General features: G+C 66.7%; 2 protein-coding genes. One reads left to right on the top strand and one right to left on the bottom strand.

Annotated elements, in window-relative coordinates:
• On the bottom strand, positions 1–162 hold a 162-nt coding region (locus tag MOV75_RS39155; RefSeq protein ID WP_247008193.1), incomplete at its 3' end, for a deoxyribodipyrimidine photo-lyase.
• 116 nt (positions 163–278) lie between these two features.
• Between MOV75_RS39155 and MOV75_RS39150 the strand changes: the two genes are divergently transcribed.
• Positions 279–1123 (top strand): Cache 3/Cache 2 fusion domain-containing protein (locus MOV75_RS39150; protein ID WP_247008191.1); only part of this gene is annotated, 845 nt, incomplete at its 3' end.

Here is a 1123-nt window from a genome sequence, read left to right as displayed (position 1 = left end):
GCACGTTGCGGCGCCGGGTGTGCGGCCGGCGCCGTCGTCGAGGACGAAGAGGCAGAGCACCGGTGCGCCGGCTTTCGCGGCGGCGTGGAGGGCGGGATGGTCGGACAGGCGAAGATCATCGCGGAACCAGACGATGATGGGCGGCGTGTTTGGCGTGGTCAGGGAGGGCCTCGTTTATCAATTGGAAACCATGCCGGGGTGCGGCGGTGCGAACCGCCGTTAATGCGGCCGTAAGCCGATTGCACGAATATGCAGGAATTACGGGGGTCGTTCCATCCATGTCCAATATTCCAACGGCGAAGTTCCTGCCGCAGTTCAAGCTCGGCACCAAGGCGCTCCTGTGCGCCGTGCTGCTGATCGCCGTGAACACGGCGCTCGTGGTCGGCGCCGGCTATTGGTCGCTGACGTCCGCCTTCAATGACCGCGCATTGCGCGACATCGAGGTCAATCTGCGCACGCTGGCGCTGGCCTTTACCGAGACCGTTCCGGCCGCCAAGGTCACGATGCGGGATGGCGCGGTGGTGCGCGCCGAGATCCCCAAGATGCCCGACTTCAACGATCACGCCATCGTCGATCGTGCCGTGTCCTATGTCGGCGGCAACGCGACCCTGTTCGTGTTCGACGATGCCAGCGGGCAGTTCGTCCGCCGCTCCACCAACGTGAAAAAGGAAAATGGCGACCGCGCCGTCGGCACCCAGCTCGCGGCCGACCATCCGGGGCAGGCGCCGCTGCGCCGGGGCGAGGCCTATAAGGGGCCGGCCACTCTGTTCGGCAAGTCGTTCATGACCGCCTATTTCCCGATCGCGGACGCCTCCGGCAAGGTCACCGGCATTCTCTATGTCGGCATCCCGATGGCCCAGTATGAGAGCATGCTGGCCCACGCCATCGAGAGCATGGCGGCGGCCGCCGGGCTCGCCGCGCTTCTGGTGCTGATCCTGACCCTGCTGGTCGTCCGCCGCGTCACCCGGCCGCTCACCTCGGTCACGCGCTCGCTCACCGCGCTTGCCAACGGCCAGAGCGACGTCGCGATCGAATGCGAGGATCGCGCCGACGAGATCGGCGAGATCGCCCGCACGGCCGCGGTGTTCAAGAGCAATTCGCTGGAGCGGGCGCGGATGCGCAG

This window comes from Bradyrhizobium sp. PRIMUS42 (assembly GCF_023006515.1).
Classification (GTDB): Bacteria; Pseudomonadota; Alphaproteobacteria; order Rhizobiales; family Xanthobacteraceae; genus Bradyrhizobium.
Note: the sequence above shows the minus strand (reverse complement) of the source record. Positions and strands in the feature narration are given on the sequence as shown.